This window comes from Pseudomonas sp. KB_15, from assembly GCF_052114525.1.
In the GTDB taxonomy this organism is placed as follows: domain Bacteria; phylum Pseudomonadota; class Gammaproteobacteria; order Pseudomonadales; family Pseudomonadaceae; genus Aquipseudomonas.
Window position 1 is genome coordinate 23,410 of record NZ_JBFREX010000029.1, and the last position, 19,302, is coordinate 42,711.

21 protein-coding genes and 1 tRNA gene are annotated in these 19,302 nt (G+C 59.3%); 15 read left to right on the forward strand and 7 right to left on the reverse strand.

Translation table 11 applies throughout. The features are described 5' to 3' along the window. The first annotated feature begins 48 nt into the window (after positions 1-48). Both AB4Z35_RS20650 and AB4Z35_RS20655 read left to right on the forward strand, forming a co-directional pair. A complete protein-coding gene (locus AB4Z35_RS20650; protein WP_007979804.1) occupies positions 49-720 on the forward strand; it encodes a response regulator in 672 nt (223 codons plus the stop codon). Beyond that, entirely contained in the window at positions 713-2,101 is a 1,389-nt protein-coding gene (locus tag AB4Z35_RS20655) for a sensor histidine kinase N-terminal domain-containing protein (RefSeq protein WP_442099079.1), read from the forward strand. The genes AB4Z35_RS20650 and AB4Z35_RS20655 overlap by 8 nt, the downstream gene beginning before the upstream one ends. 114 nt (positions 2,102-2,215) lie before the next feature. Here AB4Z35_RS20655 and AB4Z35_RS20660 read toward each other — a convergent pair whose 3' ends face one another. Together AB4Z35_RS20660 and ygfZ are read right to left on the reverse strand one after the other, a co-directional pair. Then, positions 2,216-3,037, reverse strand: coding sequence for an HDOD domain-containing protein (locus AB4Z35_RS20660; RefSeq protein WP_442099081.1), 822 nt, complete (start codon positions 3,035-3,037; stop codon positions 2,216-2,218). A 27-nt stretch (positions 3,038-3,064) separates the two neighbouring features. Then, the gene (ygfZ, locus tag AB4Z35_RS20665; protein ID WP_442099083.1) at positions 3,065-4,006 is read right to left on the reverse strand and encodes a CAF17-like 4Fe-4S cluster assembly/insertion protein YgfZ; all 942 of its coding nucleotides are present in this window, start codon (positions 4,004-4,006) and stop codon (positions 3,065-3,067) included. A 149-nt stretch (positions 4,007-4,155) separates the two neighbouring features. On the opposite strand from ygfZ, the gene AB4Z35_RS20670 reads away from it, so the two are divergent. Then, positions 4,156-4,410 carry an FAD assembly factor SdhE gene (locus AB4Z35_RS20670; RefSeq protein ID WP_003184348.1) on the forward strand — a complete coding sequence of 85 codons (255 nt, stop codon included), beginning with the start codon at positions 4,156-4,158 and terminating at the stop codon, positions 4,408-4,410. Further along, positions 4,394-4,846, forward strand: coding sequence for a protein YgfX (locus AB4Z35_RS20675; protein ID WP_442099085.1), 453 nt, complete (start codon positions 4,394-4,396; stop codon positions 4,844-4,846). The genes AB4Z35_RS20670 and AB4Z35_RS20675 overlap by 17 nt, the downstream gene beginning before the upstream one ends. On the opposite strand, the gene nadB is transcribed toward AB4Z35_RS20675, so the two are convergent. After that, positions 4,815-6,431, reverse strand: coding sequence for an L-aspartate oxidase (gene nadB / locus AB4Z35_RS20680; RefSeq protein ID WP_442099087.1), 1,617 nt, complete (start codon positions 6,429-6,431; stop codon positions 4,815-4,817). The two genes, AB4Z35_RS20675 and nadB, sit on opposite strands and share 32 nt — an antisense overlap. Before the next feature lie 552 nt (positions 6,432-6,983). Between nadB and rpoE the strand changes: the two genes are divergently transcribed. From rpoE to AB4Z35_RS20700, 4 genes are all read left to right on the forward strand, one after another. Next, the gene (rpoE, locus tag AB4Z35_RS20685; RefSeq protein ID WP_003172477.1) at positions 6,984-7,565 is read left to right on the forward strand and encodes an RNA polymerase sigma factor RpoE; all 582 of its coding nucleotides are present in this window, start codon (positions 6,984-6,986) and stop codon (positions 7,563-7,565) included. Positions 7,566-7,596: 31 nt separating this feature from the next. After that, positions 7,597-8,184 carry a sigma-E factor negative regulatory protein gene (locus AB4Z35_RS20690; RefSeq protein ID WP_007996213.1) on the forward strand — a complete coding sequence of 196 codons (588 nt, stop codon included), beginning with the start codon at positions 7,597-7,599 and terminating at the stop codon, positions 8,182-8,184. An 8-nt stretch (positions 8,185-8,192) separates the two neighbouring features. Continuing rightward, complete coding sequence (locus AB4Z35_RS20695) at positions 8,193-9,152, forward strand: MucB/RseB C-terminal domain-containing protein (protein ID WP_442099090.1); 960 nt, start codon at positions 8,193-8,195, stop codon at positions 9,150-9,152. Positions 9,153-9,330: 178 nt separating this feature from the next. Continuing rightward, the gene (locus AB4Z35_RS20700) at positions 9,331-10,755 is read left to right on the forward strand and encodes a DegQ family serine endoprotease (protein ID WP_007996210.1); all 1,425 of its coding nucleotides are present in this window, start codon (positions 9,331-9,333) and stop codon (positions 10,753-10,755) included. 81 nt (positions 10,756-10,836) lie between these two features. Here the strand turns inward: AB4Z35_RS20700 and AB4Z35_RS20705 are convergent, their stop codons facing one another. Then, positions 10,837-12,270, reverse strand: a complete 1,434-nt coding sequence (locus tag AB4Z35_RS20705; RefSeq protein WP_007996209.1) for a M48 family metalloprotease — start codon at positions 12,268-12,270, stop codon at positions 10,837-10,839. 98 nt (positions 12,271-12,368) lie between these two features. Between AB4Z35_RS20705 and AB4Z35_RS20710 the strand changes: the two genes are divergently transcribed. Next, complete coding sequence (locus tag AB4Z35_RS20710) at positions 12,369-12,608, forward strand: sulfurtransferase TusA family protein (RefSeq protein WP_442099092.1); 240 nt, start codon at positions 12,369-12,371, stop codon at positions 12,606-12,608. Positions 12,609-12,639: 31 nt separating this feature from the next. Next, positions 12,640-13,710: an AI-2E family transporter gene (locus AB4Z35_RS20715; protein ID WP_442099094.1), complete on the forward strand. Its 1,071-nt coding sequence runs from the start codon at positions 12,640-12,642 to the stop codon at positions 13,708-13,710. 144 nt (positions 13,711-13,854) lie between these two features. Here AB4Z35_RS20715 and AB4Z35_RS20720 read toward each other — a convergent pair whose 3' ends face one another. Then, positions 13,855-14,328 (reverse strand): peroxiredoxin, encoded by a 474-nt coding sequence (locus AB4Z35_RS20720; protein ID WP_442099096.1) that lies wholly within the window; start codon positions 14,326-14,328, stop codon positions 13,855-13,857. A 10-nt stretch (positions 14,329-14,338) separates the two neighbouring features. Continuing rightward, positions 14,339-14,899, reverse strand: a complete 561-nt coding sequence (locus AB4Z35_RS20725) for a glycine cleavage system protein R (RefSeq protein WP_007984753.1) — start codon at positions 14,897-14,899, stop codon at positions 14,339-14,341. A 328-nt stretch (positions 14,900-15,227) separates the two neighbouring features. On the opposite strand from AB4Z35_RS20725, the gene dapA reads away from it, so the two are divergent. The 5 genes from dapA to AB4Z35_RS20750 all read left to right on the forward strand — a co-directional run bounded on the left by dapA (position 15,228) and on the right by AB4Z35_RS20750 (position 18,917). Further along, positions 15,228-16,106, forward strand: coding sequence for a 4-hydroxy-tetrahydrodipicolinate synthase (gene dapA, locus AB4Z35_RS20730; protein WP_007996203.1), 879 nt, complete (start codon positions 15,228-15,230; stop codon positions 16,104-16,106). 17 nt (positions 16,107-16,123) lie between these two features. Further along, entirely contained in the window at positions 16,124-17,239 is a 1,116-nt protein-coding gene (gene bamC, locus AB4Z35_RS20735; protein ID WP_442099098.1) for an outer membrane protein assembly factor BamC, read from the forward strand. Positions 17,240-17,243: 4 nt separating this feature from the next. Beyond that, positions 17,244-18,002 (forward strand): MBL fold metallo-hydrolase, encoded by a 759-nt coding sequence (locus AB4Z35_RS20740; RefSeq protein ID WP_007984759.1) that lies wholly within the window; start codon positions 17,244-17,246, stop codon positions 18,000-18,002. 28 nt (positions 18,003-18,030) lie between these two features. Next, positions 18,031-18,744 (forward strand): phosphoribosylaminoimidazolesuccinocarboxamide synthase, encoded by a 714-nt coding sequence (purC, locus tag AB4Z35_RS20745; RefSeq protein ID WP_007944067.1) that lies wholly within the window; start codon positions 18,031-18,033, stop codon positions 18,742-18,744. Positions 18,745-18,827: 83 nt separating this feature from the next. After that, positions 18,828-18,917, forward strand: a tRNA-Ser gene (locus AB4Z35_RS20750). 88 nt (positions 18,918-19,005) lie between these two features. Here the strand turns inward: AB4Z35_RS20750 and AB4Z35_RS20755 are convergent. Beyond that, positions 19,006-19,197 carry a DUF1508 domain-containing protein gene (locus tag AB4Z35_RS20755; RefSeq protein WP_097139784.1) on the reverse strand — a complete coding sequence of 64 codons (192 nt, stop codon included), beginning with the start codon at positions 19,195-19,197 and terminating at the stop codon, positions 19,006-19,008. Between the last annotated feature and the right edge of the window lie 105 nt (positions 19,198-19,302).

The following is a 19,302-nucleotide window of genomic DNA, read 5'->3' on the forward strand; positions in this document are numbered from 1 at the left end:
TTCGCGCCAGAGAATGGCGTCGACCATCCCGGAATGAGGTAAAGATCCATGCGTGTCCTGCTCGTCGAAGACCATCTGCAGCTCGCCGAAAGTGTCGCCCAGGCGCTCAAGAGCACCGGGCTGACCGTGGACGTGCTGCACGATGGCGTGGCGGCCGACCTGGCGCTGGGCAGCGAGGAATACGCCATGGCGATCCTCGACGTCGGCTTGCCGCGCATGGATGGTTTCGAAGTGCTGGCGCGTTTGCGGGCGCGGGGCAAGAACCTGCCGGTGTTGATGCTGACCGCGCGCAGCGATGTCAAAGATCGCGTCCACGGCCTGAACCTCGGCGCCGACGATTACCTGGCCAAGCCGTTCGAACTGACCGAGCTTGAAGCCCGGGTCAAAGCCTTGCTGCGCCGCAGTGTGCTGGGCGGTGAGCGCATTCAGCGTTGCGGTGTGCTGGCCTATGACCTGGAAACCCGGCGTTTCACCCTCGGCGAAGAGCTGCTGACCCTGACCTCCCGCGAACAGGCTGTACTCGAAGCCCTGATTGCGCGTCCCGGCCGGGTGATGAGCAAGGAACAACTGGCCTCCCAAGTGTTCGGGCTCGATGAAGAGGCCAGTCCCGATGCGATCGAAATCTACGTGCACCGCCTGCGCAAGAAACTCGACGGCCAGCCGGTCGCCATCGTGACCTTCCGTGGCCTCGGTTACTTGCTGGAAAGCCGCGATGCATAAGCCCAGCAGCCTGCGTTGGCGGTTGCTGTGGAACCTGGCTTTGTTGCTGGTGGTGTTGATGCTGGCCAGCGGCTTGAGCGCCTACTGGAACGGTCGCGAAGCCGCCGACACGGCCTATGACCGCACCTTGCTGGCCTCGGCGCGGACCATCGCCGCTGGCATCTCCCAGCGCGACGGCACCCTGAGTGCCGACGTGCCCTATGTGGCCCTCGATACGTTTGCCTACGACAGCGCCGGGCGGATTTTCTACCTGGTCAACGACATCAATCAGAAGCTGATTTCCGGTTACGAAAATCTGCCGGCGCCACCGCCGGGAACGCCGCGCACCGATGACTATCCGGCGCTGGCACGTTTTTACAACGCCCAGTATCGCGGGCAGAACGTGCGCGTGGTGAGCCTGCTCAAACCCGTGAGCGAGCCGAACATGAACGGCATGGCGGAAATACGCGTAGCAGAAACCGATGAAGCGCGAGTGAGCATGGCCCGCAGTCTGGCGGCGGATACTTTGTTACGCCTGGGTATGCTGGCAGTCGGGGCATTGATGCTGGTGTGGTTTGCGGTGAGTGCCGCATTGCGCCCGCTGGAGCGCTTGCGCACGGCGGTGGAAGAACGCCAGCCGGACGATCTGCGCCCCTTGCCTCTGGTGGAAGTGCAACGCGAATTATGGCCGTTGGTGCGTGCACTCAATCACTTTACCGAGCGCCTGCGCGGACAGTTCGAGAAACAGGCGCAATTCATCGCCGATGCGGCCCATGAACTGCGTACGCCTCTGGCGGCGCTCAAGGCGCGACTGGAACTGGGCATGCGCTCAGCCGAGCCCGATACCTGGCGCAGCACTTTGGAGACCGCGGCCCAGGGTACTGATCGCTTGACCCACCTGGCCAATCAGTTGCTTTCCCTGGCGCGGGTCGAAAATGGTGCCAGGGCGATTGCCGAGGGCGGCGCGCAGTTGCTGGACCTGAGTCAATTGGCCCGGGAGCTGGGCATGGCCATGGCGCCGTTGGCGCACAAGCGCGGTATCGCGCTGGCGCTGGAGGCGGATGAACCCGTCTGGCTGCGGGGCGAGCCGACGCTATTGAACGAGCTGCTGAGCAATCTGGTGGATAACGCACTGGCCCACACGCCGCCGGGTGGCAACGTGATTTTGCGCGTCTCGGCGCCCGCCGTGCTGGAAGTCGAAGATGATGGTCCCGGCATTCCTCTGGAGGAGCGCGGCCGGGTATTCGAGCGCTTTTACCGACGCAATCAGCAAGTGGCCGGTTCGGGATTAGGTTTGGCGATTGTCGGTGAGATCTGCCGCGCGCATCTGGCCCAGATCAGCCTGCACGATGGCGAGCACGCGGGATTGAAGGTGCGGGTGAGCTTTGTTGCAGGGGATTGATGCAGCGTCTGTTCAGGCCCCTTCGCGGGCAAGCCCGCTCCCACATTGAACCGAGTCGCCGCAGATCAAATGTGGGAGCGAGCTTGCTCGCGATGGGGGCGACGCGGTCTTTGATCAGTAAAACATCGAGCGCGTTTCTTCCAGATCGGCACACATCGCCGTGTTGTCCGGATCGATCCCGAGCTTGACGAAAGCGGGTACGCTGAAGGGATCGATGCTCGAGATCAGATGGTCAGTATCTTTGTGGCAATACAGACTGGCCACCTGCACCAGATCCACATAATCGACCTGCGCAGACTGGCGTTGGAAGTTCAGGTATAGCCGCGGCACTTGCACCAGCATGTCGGGAAATTCCCAGACCCTGAGCAGTTTTTCGCCGATCAGCGGATGAATCTGGTCGATCACATGGTTGAGGCTGACCGGGTCGGACAGCAGCTCATAGTGATCTTCAGCGTAGGTCAGGATCGGCAGCACGCCGATCTGATGCACCAGCCCGCCAAGGGCCGCCTGGTCGGGCTTGAGTCGGGTGTAGCGGCGGCACAAGGCGTAGCTGACGCCGGCGATTTCCAGGCTTTTACGCCAGACATCGCGCATCTTCTGTTCCACCGCGTCGGAGCGGGCATGGAAAATCTGCTCCATGACCAGGCCGATCGCCAGATTACAGCTGTAGTTGATGCCCAGGCGGGTGATCGCGGTATGCAGATCGGTCACTTCCTGGGTCGCGCGCAACAGTGGGCTGTTGACCACTTTGATCAGGCGTGCCGACAGCGCGGTATCACGGCCGATCACTTTGCTCAGGGTGCTGACGCTGACTTCCGGGTTTTCTGCGGCCTTGCGGATTTGCAGGGCCACTTCCGGTAACGTTGGCAGAACCAGGTCATCGTTATTGATGGCCTCAACCAAATCCTGTTGGACCTTTTCCGCCAGCTCGCTCATTTAGTCTCTCTAGGCCAAGTGCTGCCGTTATTGCTGGATTTCGCGATCGCGGTCCAGTTCATAAGGCAGGTCGAGCAGCTGCAAGGACGGCCCTTCGAGCGCGCCCAGGTGGATGTCTCCACTTTCTGCTGCTTCGGCTTGCAACACAGCCAGGAGTTCAATGTTCTGTCCGGCGCTGGCAGCCAGCACCACTTCGCCGATGGAGCTGCCGTGGGTTGGGGAAAACAGCGGTATACCCGGTTCAGGCAGTTCGCTGGCAGCCAGTTGCAGGCGATACAAGCGGCGCTTGAGTTTGCCCAGGTACTGCATCCGCGCGACGATTTCCTGCCCGGTGTAGCAACCTTTCTTGAAACTCACGCCACCGACCGCTTGCAGGTTGAGCATCTGCGGGATGAACAACTCGCGGGTTCCCGGCATGACCTGGCCGATCCCTGCGCGGACCTGACCCAGCAGCCATTGATTCAGATCGCCTTCGCTCAGCAACGCCGATAGCTTGCTCTTGACCGCATCGGCAAGACCTGCGGCGACCCACAACTCGGCGCGCTCAGGCGAGACACGGATGGCAATCAACCCATCGTTGCGCACGACGCTGTCGGTTTCTGCCGGCAGGTCCAGGCCGAGGCTGGCCAGTGCGGCGTCGCCATGGTCAATGCCGAAGCGGACCCAGGCGGCACTTTCGTCGGTCAGTTTCGACTTGGAAAACACCGCGTACTTTTTCAGGTCCGCCAGTTGTGGTTCGAGCAATTCGGTGGCCATGGCCAGGACTACACCGTCCCCTTCGAGCAGGATGCGGAAACTCGATTGCATCCGGCCTTTTTGGGTGCAGCGCGCACCGAGGCTGGCCCGGGAATCGCTCAGGTAGTCGAGATTGCAGGTCAGTTGGCCTTGCAGGAATTTGCTGGCGTCCGCGCCGCGGACCGCGAGAACACCCTCATGAGAAAGGGTGCAGAAAAAAGCAGAATCGGCCATGGGTCATCGCAGGGTAAAGAGTCTGGCGGACATCATAAGGGGACGCCTTGGAAATGGGTAGTTCACAAAGGATCACCGGTGCCCGACCAAAGCCGACTGTTCGACCGGGCGCGGGCCTGTATACTTGCGGCCTATTTGAGGAGCGCTCCATGGTCGAAGATGTTGAACTGAACCGCCTCTACTGGCACAGCCGCCGCGGCATGCTCGAGCTTGACGTGTTGCTGGTGCCGTTTGTGAAAGAGGTTTACCCGCACCTCAACGAGGTTGATCGCGCCTGCTACGTCAGGTTGCTCGAATGCGAAGATCAGGACATGTTCGGCTGGTTCATGGAACGCAGCGAATCCGAAGATCCTGAACTGCAACGCATGGTTCGCATGATCCTGGACCGTGTCCAGCCCAAGTAATTCGTTCGAATGCCGCTGGCATGCCTCACGGCAATTGCTGGCGGCGTATCTTTTGGCCCAGCTGTTCGCGTTGGGTTCGTTGTTTTTACTGTCAATTCCGCTCTGGGCCAGCTCGCTCGGCATCGTGCTGTGCGTGGCTCACGGAGTCTGGCTGTTGCCCCGGCAAATCCTGCTGACGCACCCGCAGGCATTTTGCGGCTTGCGGCGCGATGCCGATGGCTGGCAGTTGTGGAGTCGGGCCAAGGGTTGGCAGCCCGTGCAATTAAGGCCGGACAGCCTGGCGCTGCCGTTGATTGTGGTGTTGCGTTTTCGTCTGCGTGGCGAGCGCCGGGTCAGGGCCATTTGCGTGCCCCGGGATGCGCAGGCGGCGGATGTGCACCGACGCCTGCGGGTACGGCTCAAATTCAGCCGACGTAGGTGGGCGGCACCAGAATAGTGTCCAGCGCGACCGGCAACATGTTCGGATAGTCGAGAGTGTAATGCAGGCCACGGCTTTCCTTGCGCTCCATGGCTGACAGAATCATCAGCTCGGCCACTTGGGCCAGGTTGCGCAGTTCGATCAAATCCCTGCTGACCTTGTAGTTGCTGTAGAACTCGTCGATTTCATCCAGCAACAGTTGCACGCGGTGTTGTGCCCGTTGCAGGCGCTTGTTGGTGCGCACGATGCCGACGTAGTCCCACATGAATCGCCGCAGCTCATCCCAGTTGTGCGCAATGATCACGTCTTCATCGGAATCGGTGACCTGGCTCGCATCCCAGGCGGGAAGGGGGGCTGGCAGCGGAACCCGGGGCAGTTGTTCGAGAATGTCCGCGGCCGCCGAGCGGGCATAAACGAAACATTCCAGCAGTGAGTTGCTGGCCATGCGGTTGGCGCCGTGCAGGCCGGTAAAACTGGTTTCGCCAATGGCGTACAGCCCCGGCACATCGGTACGGCCCTGTTGGTCGACCATCACGCCGCCGCAGGTGTAGTGCGCCGCCGGTACCACCGGAATCGGTTGTTTGGTGATGTCGATGGAAAATTCCAGGCAGCGTTCGTACACCGTCGGGAAGTGCGTCTTGATGAAGGCTTCGGGCTTGTGGCTGATGTCCAGATAGACGCAATCGATGCCCAGGCGCTTCATTTCATGGTCGATGGCCCGGGCGACGATGTCCCGTGGCGCCAACTCGGCCCGTGGATCGAAGCGCTGCATGAAGCGTTCGCCGTTGGGTAGCTTCAGGTGCGCACCTTCGCCCCGCAGGGCTTCGGTGACAAGGAAACTCTTGGCTTGCGGGTGATACAGGCAAGTGGGGTGGAACTGGTTGAATTCCAGGTTCGCCACCCGGCAGCCCGAGCGCCAGGCCATGGCGATGCCATCGCCGCAGGCGCCGTCAGGGTTACTGGTGTACAGGTAAACCTTGGCCGCGCCACCTGAGGCGAGGATCACAAAGCGCGCGCCATAGGTGTCGACTTCGCCGGTGCCGCGATTGAGTACATAGGCACCGAGGCAGCGATCACCTTCGAGTCCCAGGCGTTTCTCCGTGATCAGGTCAACCGCGACCCGCTGTTCCAGCAGTTCGATGTTTGGTCGTTTCCTGGCCTGGTCGAGCAGGGTGGTGAAAATGGCAGCGCCGGTGGCATCGGCGGCGTGGATGATGCGTCGATGGCTGTGACCGCCTTCGCGGGTCAGGTGGAACTCGAACCCGCCATCTTCGTTACCCGACTGTTCGTCACGGGTAAAGGGCACGCCCTGGTCGATCAGCCATTGAATCGCTTCCTTGCTGTGCTCGACGGTAAAGCGCACGGCGTCCTCATGACACAGGCCGCCGCCGGCATTGAGCGTGTCATCGACATGGGATTCAACGGTGTCGGTGTCATCCAGCACGGCCGCAACGCCGCCCTGGGCCCAGAAAGTCGAGCCATTGGCGAGGTTGCCCTTGCTCAGAACGGCAATGCGCAAATGACCGGGCAAGGTCAGCGCAAGGCTCAAGCCGGCAGCACCGCTGCCAATTACCAGAACATCGTGTTGAAACTGTTGGCTCATTTCAGGATTCCGCTCAAAGCGACCCGGGTCGGGGGTGGTGCAGCTGGACAGGCGAGTCAAGGCAGCAGCACAGCCCACTAGTATATAGAGGGGGGGAGCGGCACAATACCCGAGCCAGCATGGCATTGTGAAACTACTGTGACGCAAAATATCGGACGCTTCGTCGGATGTTTTTCTGCCCGTTGGGCGCGAGAATGACTGTATCGCCGATTTAACAGTCTTTTTCCCTACACGGTTGCACAATGTCGGGTCGGCACAGCTATAAATATTTGGAACTTTTGCCAAAGTGCCAAGATCAATAGACGGTTGCCTGAAACAAGGGACAGTGTCGGCTTCAGTGCGGGATTGCAGTTCGATCCTTGCCCAGGAAACCGATGACAAGATTATTCGCGCAGCCGGGTCAACTCGCGCTGCGCTTTTCGTGCGTGCCAAATCAGAGCCCGCAGGAAACTTGCCTGGAGGGGGAGAACTTTTGCGAAAAGCCCGAGTCTATGTTTGCAAGTCTAGTCGTTTAGTTCTGCAAGCCTCCTCCGAGCTCATCGAGGAGTGTTCATGCTAACCCAGGAAGAGGATCAGCAACTGGTCGAGCGCGTTCAACGCGGCGACAAGCGTGCTTTCGATCTGCTAGTGCTGAAATACCAGCACAAAATTCTCGGGTTGATCGTGCGTTTCGTGCACGACACCCATGAAGCCCAGGATGTGGCACAAGAAGCCTTTATCAAGGCGTACCGTGCACTTGGAAATTTTCGCGGAGACAGCGCGTTTTATACGTGGCTTTACCGCATCGCCATCAACACGGCGAAAAACTATCTGGTTTCACGCGGCCGTCGGCCGCCGGATAGCGATGTCAGTTCCGAGGATGCAGAGTTCTACGATGGCGATCATGGCCTCAAGGATCTCGAGTCGCCAGAACGGGCTTTGCTGCGGGATGAGATCGAAGGCACCGTCCATCGAACCATTCAGCAACTGCCGGAAGATTTGCGTACGGCTTTAACTTTACGTGAGTTTGATGGTCTGAGTTACGAGGACATTGCGAGTGTCATGCAATGTCCGGTAGGCACCGTGCGCTCCCGGATTTTCCGCGCCCGGGAGGCCATCGACAAAGCCCTGCAGCCGTTGTTGCAGGAAAACTAAAGACAGCGGCGACAGCCAAGAGAGGAACGCCATGAGTCGTGAAGCCCTGCAGGAATCGCTGTCCGCAGTGATGGATAACGAAGCGGACGAATTGGAATTGCGTCGGGTATTGAATGCCTGTGACGATGTTGAAACCCGTGAAACATGGGCTCGTTATCAGATCGCCCGGGCAGTGATGCACAAGGATCTGCTGCTTCCACGTCTGGACATCGCTGCGGCTGTTTCTGCTGCCCTGGCTGACGAAGCCGTACCGGCAAAACCTTCCCGTGGTCCATGGCGCAGCCTGGGTCGTCTGGCGGTCGCAGCTTCCGTGACCCTGGCGGTGCTGGCCGGTGTGCGTCTGTACAACCAGGATGAGATCGCCGGTGTCGAATTGGCCCAGCAATCCAGTCAACCCGCGCTGGCCGTTCCTCAAGTAAAAGGCCCTGCTGTTCTGGCAGGCTACAATGAGAGTTCGCAAGCTACTGGCCCAATGGCCAACGGCGTTTTGCAAGGTCAGCCAGGCTGGCACGATCAGCGTCTGCCAGGTTACTTGCGCCAACATGCACAACAGGCTGCACTGAAAGGCACTGAGAGCGCTCTGCCGTACGCTCGTGCCGCAAGTCTGGAAAACCGTTAAGGAGGATCATGCGCGCCATACCTCTACTTTCGCTTCTGCTCAGCGGCTGGTTCATCGTTCCAGCCCAGGCCGATGATGCCCAGGACTGGTTGACCCGCCTGGGCCAGGCAGAGCAACAGCAAAGCTTTCAGGGTACTTTCGTCTACGAGCGTAACGGTAGTTTTTCTACCCATAACATCTGGCACCGCGTCCAGGATGGAAACGTCCGCGAGCGATTGATCCAGCTCGACGGTTCCGCTCAGGAAGTCGTTCGCATTGATGGGCAAACCCAATGCGTCAGCGGCACGTTGATAGCAGGGCTTGGGGACTCCCCGAACTCCGCTGCCCGTGCACTCGATCCTCAAAAGCTCAAGAATTGGTATGACCTCGCCGTCATCGGCAAGTCGCGTGTCGCCGGGCGTTCGGCGGTGATCGTATCGCTGACACCCCGCGATCAGCACCGCTACGGTTTTGAACTGCATCTGGACAAAGAGACCGGCCTGCCTTTGAAGTCCTTGCTACTGGACGACAAGGGGCGGTTGTTGGAGCGCTTCCAGTTCACGCAACTGGATACCGCCGACGTTCCTTCCGAAAAAGACCTGCAGGCCACTAATGATTGCAAGCCGGTCAACCTCGAGAGTGACAAGGCTTCTGCCGTCAAGTCTGCCCAGGTCTGGCGTTCCGACTGGTTGCCGCCCGGCTTCGAGCTGACCAGCAGCACCGCTCGCAAGGATCCGGAAACCAAGACCCAGGTCAACAGCCTCATGTATGACGATGGCCTGACGCGCTTTTCGGTATTCCTCGAACCATTGAACGGCGCAACAGTCACTGATACCCGCACTCAGTTGGGGCCGACCGTTGCGGTTTCCCGGCGCTTGACCACGGCACAGGGTGACATGATGGTGACTGTCGTCGGCGAGATACCGGTCGGTACTGCTGAACGGATAGCGCTTTCGATGCGTACCGACGCCGCTGCAACCAAGCAGTGAGCTGAATTCGAAATGTTTCGTGAGCATTTCAATTTGCAAAAAGCCCGTAAATTTCTTATAGGTCAGAGCCCCTCGGCTCTGGCCTTGTTTGTTGTTCCCGGAACAAAAATACCGGCGTATTGTTCCCGGTGTTCCTTGCTCCATATCGCTTAACCCTGCTCGTCGTAACGGGAGCCGTATGTCGATACCACGCTTGAAGTCCTACCTTTCCATTATTGCCACCGTGCTGGTGCTCGGTCAGGCGGTCACCGCCCAAGCGGTCGAACTGCCTGACTTTACGCAACTGGTCGAACAGGCTTCGCCTGCGGTCGTGAACATCAGTACCACGCAAAAGCTGCCGGATCGCAAAGTCAGCCAGCAAATGCCCGACCTCGAAGGTTTGCCGCCGATGCTGCGCGAATTCTTCGAACGGGGCATGCCACCACAATCCCGTTCACCTCGCGACCGTCAGCGTGAGGCAACCTCCCTGGGTTCGGGTTTCATCATTTCTTCCGATGGCTACATCCTGACCAACAACCACGTGATCGCCGATGCTGACGAAATCCTCGTTCGCCTGGCTGATCGTAGCGAAATGAAAGCCAAGCTGGTCGGTACTGATCCACGTTCCGATGTGGCGCTGCTGAAAATCGAAGGCAAGGATCTACCGGTGTTGAAGCTCGGTAAATCCCAGGACCTGAAGGCCGGCCAATGGGTTGTCGCGATCGGTTCGCCGTTCGGCTTTGACCACACGGTGACCCAAGGCATCGTCAGTGCCGTTGGTCGCAGCCTGCCGAACGAAAACTATGTGCCGTTCATCCAGACCGACGTGCCGATCAACCCGGGTAACTCGGGCGGCCCGCTGTTCAACCTGAACGGTGAGGTGGTCGGGATCAACTCGCAGATCTATACCCGCTCCGGTGGCTTCATGGGTGTGTCGTTTGCTATCCCGATCGACGTGGCCATGGATGTTTCCAATCAGCTGAAATCCGGTGGCAAGGTCAGCCGTGGCTGGCTGGGTGTCGTGATTCAGGAAGTGAGCAAGGACCTGGCCGAGTCGTTCGGTCTGGAAAAACCGGCGGGTGCGCTGGTTGCCCAGATCCAGGATGATGGCCCGGCTGCCAAGGGTGGCCTGCAAGTGGGCGACGTGATCCTGAGCATGAACGGTCAGCCAATCGTTATGTCGGCCGACCTGCCGCACCTCGTTGGCGCATTGAAGGCTGGTGCAAAAGCCAATCTGGAAGTGATTCGTGACGGCAAGCGCAAGAATGTCGAGCTGACCGTTGGTGCCATTCCGGAAGAAGGTAAGGAGCTGGGCGCCGAGCCAAAATCCAGCATCGAGCGCAGCAGCAATCGCCTCGGTGTCTCCGTGGTCGAGCTGACGGACGAACAGAAGAAAACCTTCGACCTCAAAGGTGGTGTGGTGATCAAGGAAGTCCAGGACGGTCCTGCCGCCATGATCGGCTTGCAGCCGGGTGATGTGATCACCCACCTGAACAACCAGGCCATCGGTTCCACCAAGGAGTTCGCGGACATCGCCAAGGCGCTGCCAAAGAACCGCTCGGTATCGATGCGGGTACTGCGTCAGGGGCGTGCGAGCTTCATCACCTTCAAACTGGCTGAATAGCCCGGTTGTTGGTTGAATAGAAAAAACCGCCTCGAGAGAGGCGGTTTTTTTTGTCCGGATTTTTTTTGTCTCCGGGGGGCGTCAGCCCATCATGTCCTTGATCATGCGCTCCTGTTCCATCAGCTCGCGTTGCCGCGCGTCGATCCGCGAAGACAGCGGGAAGTTGCTGCCTGCCTTGCGTTTGGCGAAGTCCAGTTGCTGGATGGCCTGTTTGTAGTCCCCGACCAGCGCAAAATATTCGGCGCGAGCCTGATGCAGGCCGATGATATTGCCCGACAGGCCGCGCGTCTCGGCAACCTGATACCACACGTCCGGATCATCCGGGCGAGACTTGAGCAGGCCTTCCAGGGCTTTCTCCGCATCGCCAGCGCGGTTCTGCTTGAGCAGCAGGTCGACGCGCACCTGATTCAGCGGATAGTTGCCAGGGTACTGGGTCATCAACCGGTCAACCCGGGACTGGGCATCCGGCAGGCGATTATTGGTGATGTCCAGATCGACCTGAGCCAGGTTGTAGATGATTTCGTTGGGTGACTTGGCCAGTAGCGGCTTGAGGTTTTCCCGGGCTTCGTTCAGTTGTCCGCCCTTGATCTGGGCAATCGCCAGGCCGTAGCGCGCCGCGTCGTTTTTCGGGTTCTCGTCGAGCAGGGCGCGGAAGCGCTTGGCACCGAGCCCCGGGGTTTCTTCATAGATCAGTTGGACGCGCGCGCGGATCAGTTGATAACGCATGCTGTCTTCGATACCGCCCTGTGGTGCCAGTTCGGCGCGGTTGCGGGTGTCGGCGATACGCGATTCGGTGACCGGGTGAGTCAGCAGGAATTCCGGTGGCTTGGCATCGTAGCGGTACTGGCGCATCAGACGCTCGAACATCGTGGGCATCGACCGGGGGTCGTAACCGGCCTTTTCCAGATTGAGAATGCCGATACGGTCGGCTTCCTGTTCGTTCTGACGGGAGAAGCGCCGCTGTTCCTGAATGGCCGCTGCCTGTGTGCCGGCAATGGCCGCGATCCCTGCGTCACCGGCGCCGGCGGCTGCAACCACGATCCCGGCCAGCAATGCCGCCATCATCGGCACTTGCATGCGTTTTTGCGCTTCGACGCCCCGGGCAAAGTGGCGCTGCGACAAGTGAGCCAATTCGTGCGCCAGTACCGAGGCGTATTCGCCTTCGGTCTGGGCATTCAGGAATAAACCACCATTAACCCCGACAATCCCGCCCGGCGCCGCAAAGGCGTTGAGTTGCGGGCTGTTGATCAGGATGAATTCCAGGCGCCGGTCAGTGACCTGGCTGGTCTCCACCAGTCGGTAAACGCTGGATTCCACGTAATCCTTGAGTTGTGGATCGTTGAGCTGCGAAACCTGACTGCGCAACATTGCCAGCCAGGCGCGGCCGAGCTGGTATTCCTGTTGCGGTGAGACAATGGCAGAACTGGCGTCGCCGAGTGACGGCAGGTCGTCGGCGAAGCCCGGTGAGGCGAGCAGGCAAGCGAGCGTCAGCAGGGTAGGGCGCAGAAATGTCATGCACAAAGCCTTAGTCGACAAAGACCTTACTGTAGCCGGACACCGGCGTTGCGACCAGATATTCTAGGCAACTCAACCACCTGACCCGGAGTGATGCAATGACCGACGCTGTAGAGCATGACGTTGAACTGGACGCCAGTGGCCTGAATTGTCCGTTGCCGTTGCTCAAGGCCAAGATGGAGCTCAACCGGCTGGACAGTGGTGCGGTACTCAAGGTCATCGCCACTGATGCGGGTTCGCAGCGCGACTTTCGCACCTTTGCCCGATTGGCCGGTCATACCCTGCTTCGTGAAGAAGATGACGCGGGTGTTTACCGCTACTGGTTGAAAAAAGCCTGAAATCGGCTGCGTTTGTTCCTAAGGATTATTGATGTTCAAAGTGTTACGCGACTGGATTCAGCGCTATTTCTCCGATGAAGAAGCGGTGGTGCTGGCTGTTCTGCTGTTTCTGGCGTTCACCGCCGTATTGACCCTGGGCGGTATGCTGGCGCCGGTGCTCGCCGGGATGGTGCTGGCGTACCTGATGCAGGGGCTGGTGGTGACCCTCGAGCGCCTGCGGGTGCCGGGCGGGGTCGCGGTGGGGTTGGTCTTTGCATTGTTCATGGGGTTGTTGCTGGTATTCATCGTGGTTGTCGTGCCATTGCTCTGGCATCAACTGATCACCCTGTTCAACGAGTTGCCCGGCATGCTCGCCAAGTGGCAGTCACTGTTGCTGCTGCTGCCGGAGCGCTATCCGCATCTGGTGTCTGATGAGCAAGTGCTTCAGGCCATCGAAGTGGCGCGGGGCGAAATCGGCAAGTTTGGTCAGTGGGCACTGACGTTCTCGCTGTCGAGCCTGCCATTGCTTGTGAACATCATGATCTACCTGGTGCTGGTGCCGATCCTGGTGTTTTTCTTCCTCAAGGATCGGGCCATGATCGGCCAGTGGGTGCGCGGCTACCTGCCCCGTGAACGGGCGTTGATCACCCGGGTCGCCCATGAAATGAACCGGCAGATCGCCAACTACATTCGCGGCAAGGTCATCGAAATCTTCATTTGCGGTGGCGTGACCTACATCGCCTTTGTTGTTCTTGAGCTCAACTACGCGGCGCTGCTGGCATTGCTGGTAGGGATTTCGGTGGTGGTGCCTTATGTCGGCGCCGTGGTGGTGACCGTTCCCGTGTTTCTGATTGCACTGTTCCAGTGGGGCTGGAGCGATCAGTTCATTTACTTGATGGCGGCCTACGGGATCATCCAGACGCTGGATGGCAATGTGCTGGTGCCATTGCTGTTCTCGGAGGCGGTCAACCTGCACCCGGTGGCGATCATCTGTGCGGTGCTGCTGTTTGGCGGGTTGTGGGGCTTCTGGGGCGTGTTCTTTGCGATTCCCCTGGCGACGCTGTTCAAGGCGGTGCTGGATGCCTGGCCGCGTAAAGAGCCGGAAGTGGCGCCGCTGCTTTAATTCTTCGGTGAGGCTGATGGCCTCTTCGTCGGAACGCCTTCGCGAGCAAGCCCGCTCCCACAGTTGACCGAGTTGTTCAGGCGAACAAGGTCCAATGTGGGAGCGGGCTTGCCCGCGAAAGCGTCCGGATAGGCGCTATATGAATCAGGCTTTGTCGAGGGCCTGAGCCGCCGCCAGAACCGCATCAACATGCCCTGGTACCTTCACACCGCGCCATTCCTGACGCAGCACGCCTTTGGCGTCGATCAGGAACGTGCTGCGATCCACGCCCATGTATTCCTTGCCGTAGAGCTTTTTCAGCTTGATCACGTCGAACAGCTGGCAGATGGCTTCGTCCTTGTCGCTGATCAGCTCAAAGGGGAATTCTTGCTTGCACTTGAAGTTCTCGTGGGATTTCAGGCTGTCGCGAGACACGCCGAACACTTCGGTATTGGCGGCCTTGAACGCAGCATACTGATCACGAAAGCCTTGCCCCTCGGTCGTGCAGCCCGGCGTGCTGTCCTTGGGGTAGAAGTAGATCACCACCTGCTTGCCTTTCAGGCCGGCGAGGCTGACGGTCTGCCCGCTGGTGGCGGGGGCTTCGAAATCGGCAACCGGTTGGTCGATGGCAACGGCCATGAAAGCTTCCTTACATTGGGTTCTGTGGGCGCCAGGGTTCGATCAGGGCATCGAGGTTCAGCGCGTCGGCAAAATCCAGGAACTGATCGCGCAGCCAGCTGATCTGCACGCCAGGCGGCAAGGTCACGGTAAACGTGGCATTGAGCATGGTGCCGCCGGTCTGCGGAGCCTGATAGGTGTCGCAGGTCAGGTTTTCCAGTTCGACATTGTGGTCCATGAAGAACTGACACAGCTCGTTGATGATGTCCGAGCGGTAGGCCGAGCTGACATAAGCGACGTACGGCAGGGCCTGGGGGCGGTTTTCCAGGGCGGCGCTGCGCACCACGTTCACCGTGAACGCATGCCGCTTGGCCAGCACTGGCAGGCTGCCTTCCAGGCGCGCCAGGGCATCCCAGCTACCGGAAATTTCCAGCACCAGCGCACTGCATTCGCCATGCCGGGTCAGGCGAGAGGTGACAACGGCGCAGCGGTTTTCATGGCTGGCGCGGCACAGGACGTTGGTCAGCTCCATGGGGTTGGCGCCGAGGGCACTGATAACAAGGAATTGTTCGCGAACTGTGGGGGTGGACATGCAGCATTCCTAAAGCGATGAGCGGTCGATACGTCCAAAGGGCGTTTTGCCGGGAGCCAGCCTGCGGATGCGAATTCAGAAAACCCCAAGCGGCAGGTTGCAACGTGCTCCGGCAGGGCGGGAGCGAGAGGCGGCAACGCTGGATCAGGGCTTGTGATGCCGAAAATGGAGGCTGAAACCCGACGGACGAGCTTGTCCGTACCGATCAAAGTCTGAAGGGTAGCGAAAACCGGCGCCAAGGGGAATGGCGGCAGCACAGTACTTCGCTTGTGCAAGCATCTTGGCGCCAGTACCATTACGGCTCTCTTTTTCCGGCAGGAGCGGTTTCATGATTGCGGGCAGTATGGTGGCACTGGTCACACCCATGGATGCACAGGGGCGTCTTGACTGGGACAGCCTCAGCAAACTCGTGGACTTCCACCTTGAAAACGGCACCCATGCCATTGTCGCCGTCGGTACCACCGGCGAGTCGGCAACCCTTGATGTCGATGAACACATCGCCGTCATCAAGGCGGTAGTCAAGCAGGTCAATGGTCGCATTCCGGTGATTGCCGGTACCGGCGCCAATTCGACCCGCGAAGCCGTCGAATTGACCCGCAATGCCAAGGAAGCCGGCGCCGATGCCTGCCTGCTGGTCGTGCCGTACTACAACAAGCCGACCCAGGAAGGCCTGTACCTGCACTTCAAGCACATTGCCGAAGCGGTCGACATCCCGCAGATTCTCTATAACGTTCCCGGCCGCACCTCCTGCGACATGCAGGCCGAAACCGTGATCCGCCTGTCCACCGTGCCGAACATCATCGGTATCAAGGAAGCGACCGGCGACCTCAAGCGCGCCAAAGCCATCCTCGATGGCGTAAGCAAGGACTTCATCGTCCTTTCCGGTGATGATCCGACTGCCGTCGAGCTGATCCTGATGGGCGGCAAGGGCAACATCTCCGTTACCGCCAACGTCGCTCCGCGTGAAATGGCCGATCTGTGTGAGGCCGCCCTCAAGGGGGATGCCGAGACTGCACGGGCAATCAACGAAAAACTGATGCCGCTGCACAAGGACCTGTTCATCGAAGCCAACCCGATTCCGGTGAAGTGGGCTTTGGTTGAAATGGGCCTGATGCACGAAGGCATTCGCCTGCCGTTGACCTGGCTGAGCGCACCCTGTCACGAAACGCTGCGCACGGCCCTGCGCCAGTGCGGCGTCCTGGTTTAATTGAGGAAGTACAACGCATGAAGCGAATGGCCGGACTTTCCGCACTTGCCTTGATTATCTCCAGCACCAGTGGCTGCGGATGGATCTGGGGCCCGGAAGGTTATTTCCGTGACCGTGGTAGCGATTACCTGGAAGCGCAACAGACTGCACCGATGCAAGTACCGCAGGATGTCCGTACCGCCAAGCGTCTGGATCCGCTGTTGCCGATCCCGCGCAACGTGGCCGATGACACCGTCAAGGGCGAATACGTCGTACCTCGGCCGCAGCCGCTGACGGCGGGTGCCGATGCCAGTGCCTATTCCCTGCAGAAGAGCGGCGGCTCCAGCTCCATCCTGGCGCAGAACCCGCCGGCTGAAGTCTGGCCTGTGGCCGTTCAGTTCTTCCAGGACAACGGTTTCCGTCTGGATGAACAGCGTCCGCAAACCGGCGAATTCACCACGACCTGGCAGCATTCCGACGAACTGTCCGCGGCCATGGCCAAGCGCCTGAGCGCGGCCGGTGTCGGCACAGACAGCGAAACCCGCGTGCGGGTGCGCATTGAGCCGGGCGTGCAGCGCAACACCAGTGAAGTCTATGTGGTCAGCGCCGAGCGTCCTGCCGGCAGCACCGCTGACGTGGCCTTCACCAACCGTTCGGTCAACACTGGCCTGGACGCGGCACTGGTCGACGACATGCTCGCGAGCATGAGCCGTATTTCGGAGAAGGGCGGTTCGGTCTCCATGCTGGCATCGCGTGATTTCGATGCGCCAGGTCGTGTCAGCCTGAGCGAGGACGGCAGCGGCAACCCTGTGCTGAACGTCGGTACCGACCTGGATCGTGCCTGGTCGAGCGTCGGTCGTGCGCTGGAACAAGGCGAATGGCGTGTTGAAGACATCAACCGCAGCCTGGGCCTGTACTACATCAACCTGGCCGAAAAAGCCGAGAAGAAAGACGACAAGCCAGGCTTCTTCAGCAGCCTGTTCGGCAGTGCGCCGAGCAAGGAAGAGCTTGACGCCCGCGCCGAGCGTTATCAGGTTCGCCTGAGCAAGGTTGGCGAGAACGTCCAGGTCACCGTCGAGAAAAACATCAACACCGTGGCGCCAGCAGACGTGGCGCGTAAAGTGTTGAGCAAGATTCAGGACAACCTGGGCTGATCCTATGCGTTTTGCCGTTCTCGGCAGCGGCAGTCAAGGGAACGGCACGCTGATAGCCAGCGCTGATACGTACGTATTGGTGGATTGTGGTTTCTCCCTGCGGGAAACCGAAAAACGCCTGCTGCGCCTGGGTGTGAACCCAGCGCAGCTGAGCGCGATACTCGTGACCCACGAACATGCCGACCACGTGCATGGCGTGGGCTTGCTGTCTCGGCGCTACAATCTGCCTGTCTACCTCAGTCGCGGGACCTTGCGCGGGATGCGCAAACCGATTGAACCCGCAGGCTTTCTGGCCGGCGGCGAGCAGTTGCAAATCGGCGACTTGAGCATCGGTGTCATTGCCGTGGCCCACGATGCACAAGAACCGACGCAATATGTTTTCAGTGACGGTGAGCGGCGCTTCGGCCTGTTGACCGACCTGGGTTCGTATTGTGACAAGGTGCTGGACGGCTATCGGGACCTCGATGCGTTGATGATCGAGTCCAATCACTGCCGTGACATGCTGGCTCGCGGTCATTACCCGTACTTTCTCAAGCAGCGGGTGGGCGGTGAACTGGGACATCTGAATAACCATCAGGCGGCATTCCTGGTGGCCGAGCTGGGCTGGAAAGACCTGCAACACCTGGTCCTGGCCCATCTGAGCAGCAAGAACAACCTGCCGCAGCTGGCCCGGCAATGTTTTGTCGACACCCTCGGGTGCGACCCGGACTGGCTGCAACTGGCCGATCAAGATTCAGGGCTCGACTGGCGCCACATCGCCTAGCCCATCTACTTAGCAAGCGGAGCCCATCATGGAAAAACGTGAAGAACTCTACCGCGGCAAAGCCAAATCGGTTTACAAGACCGACGACGCTAACCGTTTGATCCTGCTGTTTCGCAACGACACTTCGGCGTTCGACGGCAAGCGTATCGAACAGCTCGACCGCAAAGGCATGGTGAACAACAAGTTCAACGCCTTCATCATGCAGAAGCTCGAAGCTGCTGGTGTGCCGACCCAATTCGACAAGCTGCTGGGCGACAACGAATGCCTGGTGAAAAAGCTCGACATGATTCCGGTCGAGTGCGTCGTGCGTAACTATGCCGCTGGCAGCCTGGTCAAGCGCCTGGGTGTCGAAGAGGGCATGAAGCTCAACCCTTACACCTTCGAGCTGTTCCTGAAGGACGACGCCAAGGGCGATCCGTTCATCAACGAATCCCACGTCGTGGCATTTGGCTGGGGCACCGCCGAGCAACTGGTTCGCATGAAAGAACTGTCGCTCAAGGTCAACGAAGTCCTGAGCAAGCTGTTCGACGACGCCGGCCTGCTGCTGGTCGACTTCAAACTGGAATTCGGCGTGTTCCACGATGGTTCCATCGTGCTGGGCGACGAATTCAGCCCGGACGGCTGCCGTCTGTGGGACAAGGCCACCGGCAAGAAAATGGACAAGGACCGCTTCCGTCAGGGCCTCGGTGATGTCATCGAAGCCTACGAAGAAGTTGCCAACCGTCTGGGCGTACCGCTTTAATCGACGCAAGCATCTGAAAGCACAGAAATATTTCGCCTGGGGGGTTCGCTTCCAGCGAAAGTGTTGTTATGATGCGCGCCGTTGGAGAGATGCCAGAGTGGCCGAATGGGACGGATTCGAAATCCGTTGTACCTTCACCGGTACCTAGGGTTCGAATCCCTATCTCTCCGCCATACATAGAAAAGCCCCGTAATTCAATGAGTTACGGGGTTTTTTCGTTTCTGGTTCTACTACTCATTTCTACTACTCAACACCTCAGATTTACTCTGTGTAGAAGATCTTTGATGCAGATGAATTTTGCATCAGATTAATTGAGTGAGTGCAGTCTGATCGATTCACGTAGCTCTCGCTGCTTCGAGCGATTGCTTCTCCATTTTTGGCGTAATAGATCCAGTACCACTGTTTAGAGTTGTCTTTTTTCTGCCAGTAGCACGGATACGTAACCTCACCCATTTCCTACTCCTTCTATTCAGGCGGACACCATGTCCAGCGTGAAGCGTAGGCGAGTCTTGGTTTCGGGCAAGCCCCACCGCCATTGGCACATCTAATGCTTAATTT